The organism is Actinocrinis sp., from assembly GCF_035605935.1.
GTDB lineage: Bacteria > Actinomycetota > Actinomycetes > Streptomycetales > Catenulisporaceae > Actinocrinis.
Window position 1 is genome coordinate 22,262 of sequence record NZ_DATNGK010000057.1, and the last position, 6,134, is coordinate 28,395.

Sequence of the window (6,134 nt, forward strand, 5' to 3'; positions counted from 1 at the left end):
CGAAATCAGCCAATGTCAGCCGACGCTGCATCCACAGGCTGCGATGGCCGCCTTCAGCGTGTTGAACACCGGTCGCGCCTTGCCGGTCTCGTCCCGCAGTCCCCAGTAGAGGTGCTCGGTGGCGATGTCCTGATCGGCGAACCAGAAGTCCGCTGCCACGTTCGGATTGGCCGAGACCGTCCTGACCAGGTCGGTGGCATAGGCGGCCTGGCCCTGCAACTGAGTGGCCGTGGGTTTGGTGCCGAACGGCGGCAGTGCGCCGTCGTACTCGGTGTCGCCGGACTCGGTGATCCAGATCTGCAGCTTCGGGTTGCCGCTGGTCTGCAGGATCCGCAGCAGATTGTCCGGGCTGCCGGATACATCGGCGAAGTCGCCGGCCAGGCTCGGCCGAGTCGGCGCGGAGAACGGGTGATAGCTGACCGCGTCCACATTCGCCAAGCTCCCGCCGACATGCGCCACATCCGCGAGGAACCGGTTCTGCGAAACGAAGCCCTGCTTGGCATCGTCCGGGACCGCCGCGAGACCCGCCATGAGGACGAGAGCGCCGCGATCGGCGCCGCGGATCGCGTTCGACACGGTAGTGAGCATCTGCGCGTAGGCCGGCGCGTTCGGTGTCGGCCACCAGCGCGCTGCCAGATTGGGCTCGTTCCAGACCTCCCAGGCGCCCACGCCGCGGTTCTTGTAACGCCGGGCCGCCGCGGCCGCGAACTTGGCGAAGTCGGCGTCGCTGGACGGCGGGCAGAACGTGGTGTTGGCGGTGCCTCGCTTGCAGGCCTGGGTGGTGTCCCAATAGGCGGTCGCGTCCAACACCGCGTCGATCTTGAGCCCGAGCGACTTGGCCGTGTCGGCGACCACGTCGAACTTGCCCCATTTGTACGTCAGTGCGTTGTTCGGCTGGACCGTCTCCCAGGGCAGGTCGATACGGACCCACTTCGCGCCGACCGTCACCGCGTCCTGAAGGCTGGTCCTGATACCGGCCGGGCTCTGGCTCATCAGTGTCGAGCCATAGTCGAGTCCGAACTTCATCGGATGGGCCCCGTCGGCGAGCGCGACGGTCCCGCTTCCCTTGCCGGACCCTGCCGTGCTGTGCGCGGCGCCTGGCGAGGCCGAGGCGGCGGTGGTCGGCTTGAGGCTGGAGTTCGCGGTCAGCCCCAGCTCGCTCGCGGCTCCGGCGCCCAGGGTGACCGCCAGCGCCGCCGCGACGACGAGCCAGTGCTGGCGACCGCGCTGGAGAAGGACTTTCGACACGGCGGCCATACTATGGCGGATGCCGACGTGGGCGCGTGCGCCGCCGAGTCGCGGCAGCCGCGTGGCCAAGCGTCGATTTGGCCTCGGGCAGGGCACTCCGGCATACTGTTTCAGTTGCTCGGCGAGGGTTGCCCTTTCGCCGGGCGCCCGGAGTGAAGTACCAGCCACTCGCGAAGTCTCGCCAGAAGGCGTGCCAGCTGCGCGGTGGACCTCCAGGGCCCGTGCTCATCAGCAATGGTGACCGGCAGGGTTGTGCCCTGCTGCTGTGCCTTGTGTGCGGCAGCAGCGCGACACGCCCGACCGCGTGGGTCGGAGGAAACCGGACAGACGGCTCAGAACAGAGGCAAGCCCGCGCCGCGGGGGCGCCGCAGTTTACGAGTAGAAGGAAATCGAAGCAGCCATGGCGGGACAGAAGATCCGCATCAGGCTCAAGGCCTACGACCACGAGGTCATCGACTCCTCGGCGCGCAAGATCGTCGAGACGGTGAGCCGCACTGGTGCGCAGGTCGCGGGCCCGGTGCCGCTGCCGACCGAGAAGAATGTGTACTGCGTTATCCGCTCGCCGCACAAGTACAAGGACTCGCGCGAGCACTTCGAGATGCGCACCCACAAGCGGCTAATCGACATCCTCGACCCGACCCCCAAGACCGTCGACTCGCTCATGCGGCTCGACCTGCCGGCCGGCGTCGACATCGAGATCAAGCTCTAAGGAACCTGCCGATCATGAGTAAGCAGATCAAGGGCCTCCTGGGCGAGAAGCTCGGCATGACACAGGTCTGGGACACGGACAACCGGGTCGTCCCGGTCACCGTGGTCAAGGCCGGGCCCTGCGTCGTGACCCAGGTGCGCAACACCGAGAACGACGGCTACAGCGCGGTCCAGATCGCCTTCGGCGAGATCGACCCGCGCAAGGTCAACAAGCCGCGCAAGGGCCACTTCGACAAGGCCGGCGTCACCCCGCGCCGCCACCTGGTCGAGCTGCGCACCGACGACGCCGCTGACTACACACTCGGCCAGGAGCTCACCACCGGGGTCTTCGAGGTCGGTCAGCGCATCGACGTCGTGGGCACCTCGAAGGGTAAGGGCACCGCGGGTGTCATGAAGCGGCACAACTTCCGTGGCCTGGGTTCCTCGCACGGTACCCAGCGCAAGCACCGCTCCCCGGGTTCGATCGGCGCCTGCGCCACCCCGGGCCGCGTGTTCAAGGGCGTGCGGATGGCCGGCCGCATGGGCAACGCGCGGGTGACCGTGCAGAACCTGACCGTGCACGCCATCGACGCCGAGAAGGGCCTGCTGCTGATCAAGGGCGCCATCCCGGGCCCCAACGGCGGCGTCGTGCTCGTGAAGACGGCTGCTAAGGGCTGATTGAGATGACGACTACTCTGAATGTCGATCTCCCCGCGGAGATCTTCGACGTCCCGGCGAACGTGCCGCTGATCCACCAGGTCGTGGTGGCCCAGCTGGCCGCGGCGCGCCAGGGCACCCACAAGACCAAGACCCGCGGCGAGGTCGCCGGCGGCGGCAGGAAGCCGTACCGCCAGAAGGGCACCGGCCGCGCCCGCCAGGGCTCGACCCGCGCGCCGCAGTTCGCCGGCGGTGGCATCGTGCACGGCCCGGTGCCGCGCGACTACTCGCAGCGCACTCCGAAGAAGATGAAGGCCGCCGCCCTGCGCGGTGCCCTCTCCGACCGGGCGCGCAACGGCCGGCTGCACGTTATCGACGCGTTCGACGTGGCCGAGAAGCCGCACAGCAAGACCGCGCTCGGCGCCATCAAGGAGCTGACCGACCGCAGGCACGTGCTCGTCGTGCTCGGTCGCGAGGAGACCAACGCCTGGAAGTCGCTGCGCAACCTGCCCGAGGTGCACCTGCTGCACGCCGACCAGCTCAACACGTACGACGTGCTGGTCAGCGACGACGTGGTGTTCACCAAGGCCGGTTACGACGCGTTCTTGGCCGGCCCGGCGAAGAAGACCGACGCCGCGGAAGGAGACGAGGCCTGATGCCCGCGTACGACCGTTACAACGCCGCGCGCGACCTGCTGATCCGCCCGGTTGTCTCGGAGAAGAGCTACGCGCTGCTCGACGAGAACAAGTACACGTTCATCGTGCAGAAGGGCGCCAACAAGACGGAGATCCGCCAGGCCGTCGAGCTGCTCTTCGACGTCGAGGTCACGGGCGTCAACACGATCAACCGCAAGGGCAAGCGCAAGCGCACCCGCGCCGGCTTCGGCAAGCGCCCCGACACCCGTCGCGCCATCGTCTCGGTCGATCCGAACCCGAGGGACGCGAGCAAGAAGAGCCGGATCGACATCTTCGGAGGCCCGGTCTCCTAAGGGGATCGGACACCGAGGACACGCAGAGGAATCTGAGAAGCCATGGGCATCCGCAAGTACAAGCCGACGACCCCCGGTCGCCGCGGCGCCAGCGTTGCCGACTTCGCCGAGATCACCCGGGACTTCCCCGAGAAGTCCCTGGTGCGTCCGCTGCACTCGAAGGGCGGCCGTAACGCGCAGGGGCGCGTGACGGTCCGTCACCAGGGTGGCGGCCACAAGCGCGCGTACCGCGTCATCGACTTCCGTCGGGACGACAAGGACGGCGTGCCGGCGAAGGTCGCGCACATCGAGTACGACCCGAACCGCACCGCGCGCATCGCGCTGCTGCACTACGCCGACGGCGAGAAGCGCTACATCATTGCGCCGTCCCGGCTGAAGCAGGGCGACCGGGTCGAGGCCGGCCCCGACGCCGACATCAAGCCGGGTAACAACCTGCCGCTGCGCAACATCCCGACCGGTACGACCATCCACGCCATCGAGCTGCGGCCCGGCGGCGGCGCGAAGATCGCCCGCTCGGCCGGAGCCAGCGTGCAGCTGGTGGCCAAGGACGGCCCCTACGCGCAGCTGCGCATGCCGTCCGGCGAGATCCGCAACTTCGACGCGCGCTGCCGCGCCACCGTCGGCGAGGTCGGCAACGCCGAGCAGAGCAACATCAACTGGGGCAAGGCCGGCCGCATGCGCTGGAAGGGCAAGCGCCCGACCGTCCGTGGTGTGGCGATGAACCCGATCGACCACCCGCACGGCGGTGGCGAGGGCAAGACCTCCGGTGGTCGCCACCCGGTCTCGCCCTGGGGTCAGAAGGAAGGGCGCACCCGCCAGCCGGGCAAGCCCAGCGACAAGCTCATCGTCCGCCGTCGCAAGACGAACAAGAAGCGCTAGGAGGAGGTCTAGATGCCGCGCAGTCTCAAAAAGGGTCCCTTCGTCGACGACCATCTGCAGAAGAAGGTCGACGTACAGAACGAGAAGGGCACCCACAACGTCATCAAGACGTGGTCCCGGCGCTCGATGATCGTCCCGGACATGCTGGGTCACACCATCGCCGTGCACGACGGCCGCAAGCACATCCCGGTGTTCGTCACCGAGTCGATGGTCGGCCACAAGCTGGGCGAGTTCGCGCCGACCCGCACCTTCAAGGGTCACGTGAAGGAAGACCGGAGGTCGCGCCGTGGCTGAGAACAAGGCCAAGGACCTGCCGGAGAACCAGGCGCTGGCCCAGGCCAGGCACGTCCCGATGACCCCGATGAAGGTCCGTCGCGTGGTCAACGAGGTGCGCGGGCTGCCGGTGGACAAGGCGCTGGACTACCTGAAGTTCGCGCCGTGGGCCGCCGCCGAGCCGGTCCTCAAGTGCGTCGCGTCGGCCGCTGCCAACGCCCGCCACAACAAGAACCTGTTCGGCGACCTGTACATCGCCGCGGCCTACGTGGACGAAGGCCCCACGCTCAAGCGGTTCCAGCCGCGGGCGCAGGGCCGGGCCTACCGGATCCGCAAGCGCAGCAGCCACATCACGGTCGTGGTGGAGGAGTTCGTCCCGGCGAACGTCGGCGGCAAGAAGGGCAGGACCCGGTAATGGGCCAGAAAGTCAACCCGCACGGGTTCCGCCTGGGCATCACCACCGACTTCAAGTCGCGCTGGTACGCCGACAAGCTGTACAAGGCGTACGTCAAGGAAGACGTCGCGATCCGCAAGCTGATGACCACCGGCATGGAGCGCGCCGGCATCTCGAAGGTGGAGATCGAGCGCACCCGTGACCGCGTGCGCGTCGACATCCACACCGCGCGTCCCGGCATCGTGATCGGCCGCCGCGGCGCGGAGGCCGAGCGGATCCGCGGCGAGCTGGAGAAGCTGACCGGCAAGCAGGTGCAGCTGAACATCCTCGAGGTCAAGAACCCCGAGATCGACGCGCAGCTGGTCGCCCAGGGCGTCGCCGAGCAGCTCTCCAGCCGTGTCGCGTTCCGTCGCGCCATGCGCAAGGCGATCCAGTCGACCATGAAGGCCGGCGCCAAGGGCATCAAGGTGCAGGTCTCCGGCCGTCTCGGCGGCGCGGAGATGAGCCGGTCCGAGCAGTACCGCGAGGGCCGGGTCCCGCTGCACACGCTGCGCACGAACATCGACTACGGCTTCTACGAGGCCCGCACCACCTTCGGCCGGATCGGTGTGAAGGTCTGGATCTACAAGGGCGACGTCGCGAACCTGCGCGCGGCCCGCGAGGCGGAGGCCGCGGCCCAGCGCCAGAGCCGTCCGGCCGGCGGCCGCGACGAGCGGCGCGGCGGCGACCGTCCGCGCGGCGGCCGTCCGGCTCGCGGCGGCGAGCGCGGCGGGCGCGGCCAGGGCCGCACCGAGAACACTTCCGCTCCGGCGACCGAGGCTCCGGCCGAGGCCGTCGCGGCGGCCGAAGCTCCGAAGGAGGGCTGAGACGATGCTGATCCCGCGTCGTGTCAAGCACCGCAAGCAGCACCACCCGGAGCGCGGCGGTGCGTCGAAGGGCGGCAACGAGCTGAACTTCGGCGAGTACGGTATCCAGGCGCTCACGCCCGCGTACGTGACGAACCGGCAG

At 68.7% G+C, this 6,134-nt stretch carries 10 protein-coding genes; 9 read left to right on the forward strand and 1 reads right to left on the reverse strand.

Annotated elements, in window-relative coordinates:
• Positions 1-15: 15 nt before the first annotated feature.
• Positions 16-1,248: a cellulase family glycosylhydrolase gene (locus VN779_RS04795; protein WP_325720523.1), complete on the reverse strand. Its 1,233-nt coding sequence runs from the start codon at positions 1,246-1,248 to the stop codon at positions 16-18.
• 400 nt (positions 1,249-1,648) lie between these two features.
• Here VN779_RS04795 and rpsJ point away from each other — a divergent pair, with 400 nt between their 5' ends.
• From rpsJ to VN779_RS04840, 9 genes are all read left to right on the forward strand, one after another.
• On the forward strand, positions 1,649-1,957 hold the full coding sequence (rpsJ, locus tag VN779_RS04800; RefSeq protein WP_034266131.1) for a 30S ribosomal protein S10: 309 nt from the start codon (positions 1,649-1,651) through the stop codon (positions 1,955-1,957).
• A gap of 14 nt (positions 1,958-1,971) precedes the next feature.
• The gene (rplC, locus tag VN779_RS04805) at positions 1,972-2,613 is read left to right on the forward strand and encodes a 50S ribosomal protein L3 (protein ID WP_325720525.1); all 642 of its coding nucleotides are present in this window, start codon (positions 1,972-1,974) and stop codon (positions 2,611-2,613) included.
• A gap of 5 nt (positions 2,614-2,618) precedes the next feature.
• The gene (gene rplD / locus VN779_RS04810) at positions 2,619-3,248 is read left to right on the forward strand and encodes a 50S ribosomal protein L4 (RefSeq protein WP_325720527.1); all 630 of its coding nucleotides are present in this window, start codon (positions 2,619-2,621) and stop codon (positions 3,246-3,248) included.
• Entirely contained in the window at positions 3,248-3,580 is a 333-nt protein-coding gene (gene rplW / locus VN779_RS04815; RefSeq protein ID WP_325720529.1) for a 50S ribosomal protein L23, read from the forward strand. Before rplD ends, rplW begins: the two co-directional genes overlap by 1 nt.
• A 42-nt stretch (positions 3,581-3,622) precedes the next feature.
• Positions 3,623-4,459, forward strand: a complete 837-nt coding sequence (gene rplB, locus VN779_RS04820; RefSeq protein ID WP_325720531.1) for a 50S ribosomal protein L2 — start codon at positions 3,623-3,625, stop codon at positions 4,457-4,459.
• A 12-nt stretch (positions 4,460-4,471) separates the two neighbouring features.
• Entirely contained in the window at positions 4,472-4,753 is a 282-nt protein-coding gene (gene rpsS / locus VN779_RS04825; RefSeq protein ID WP_325720533.1) for a 30S ribosomal protein S19, read from the forward strand.
• Positions 4,746-5,147 (forward strand): 50S ribosomal protein L22, encoded by a 402-nt coding sequence (gene rplV / locus VN779_RS04830; protein WP_349260643.1) that lies wholly within the window; start codon positions 4,746-4,748, stop codon positions 5,145-5,147. The genes rpsS and rplV overlap by 8 nt, the downstream gene beginning before the upstream one ends.
• Positions 5,147-5,992, forward strand: coding sequence for a 30S ribosomal protein S3 (rpsC, locus tag VN779_RS04835; protein WP_325720535.1), 846 nt, complete (start codon positions 5,147-5,149; stop codon positions 5,990-5,992). Before rplV ends, rpsC begins: the two co-directional genes overlap by 1 nt.
• 4 nt (positions 5,993-5,996) lie before the next feature.
• Positions 5,997-6,134, forward strand: a 138-nt coding sequence (locus VN779_RS04840) for a ribosomal protein L16 (RefSeq protein WP_325720539.1), incomplete at its 3' end; no start/stop codon positions are given.

What these genes read in the sequence shown, in the direction of transcription:
- rpsJ (WP_034266131.1), top strand. Translation starts at nt 1,649, where the DNA reads ATGGCGGGACAGAAGATCCGCATCAGGCTCAAGGCCTACGACCACGAG.
- rplC (WP_325720525.1), top strand. Translation starts at nt 1,972, where the DNA reads ATGAGTAAGCAGATCAAGGGCCTCCTGGGCGAGAAGCTCGGCATGACA.
- rplD (WP_325720527.1), top strand. Translation starts at nt 2,619, where the DNA reads ATGACGACTACTCTGAATGTCGATCTCCCCGCGGAGATCTTCGACGTC.
- rplW (WP_325720529.1), top strand. Translation starts at nt 3,248, where the DNA reads ATGCCCGCGTACGACCGTTACAACGCCGCGCGCGACCTGCTGATCCGC.
- rplB (WP_325720531.1), top strand. Translation starts at nt 3,623, where the DNA reads ATGGGCATCCGCAAGTACAAGCCGACGACCCCCGGTCGCCGCGGCGCC.
- rpsS (WP_325720533.1), top strand. Translation starts at nt 4,472, where the DNA reads ATGCCGCGCAGTCTCAAAAAGGGTCCCTTCGTCGACGACCATCTGCAG.
- rpsC (WP_325720535.1), top strand. Translation starts at nt 5,147, where the DNA reads ATGGGCCAGAAAGTCAACCCGCACGGGTTCCGCCTGGGCATCACCACC.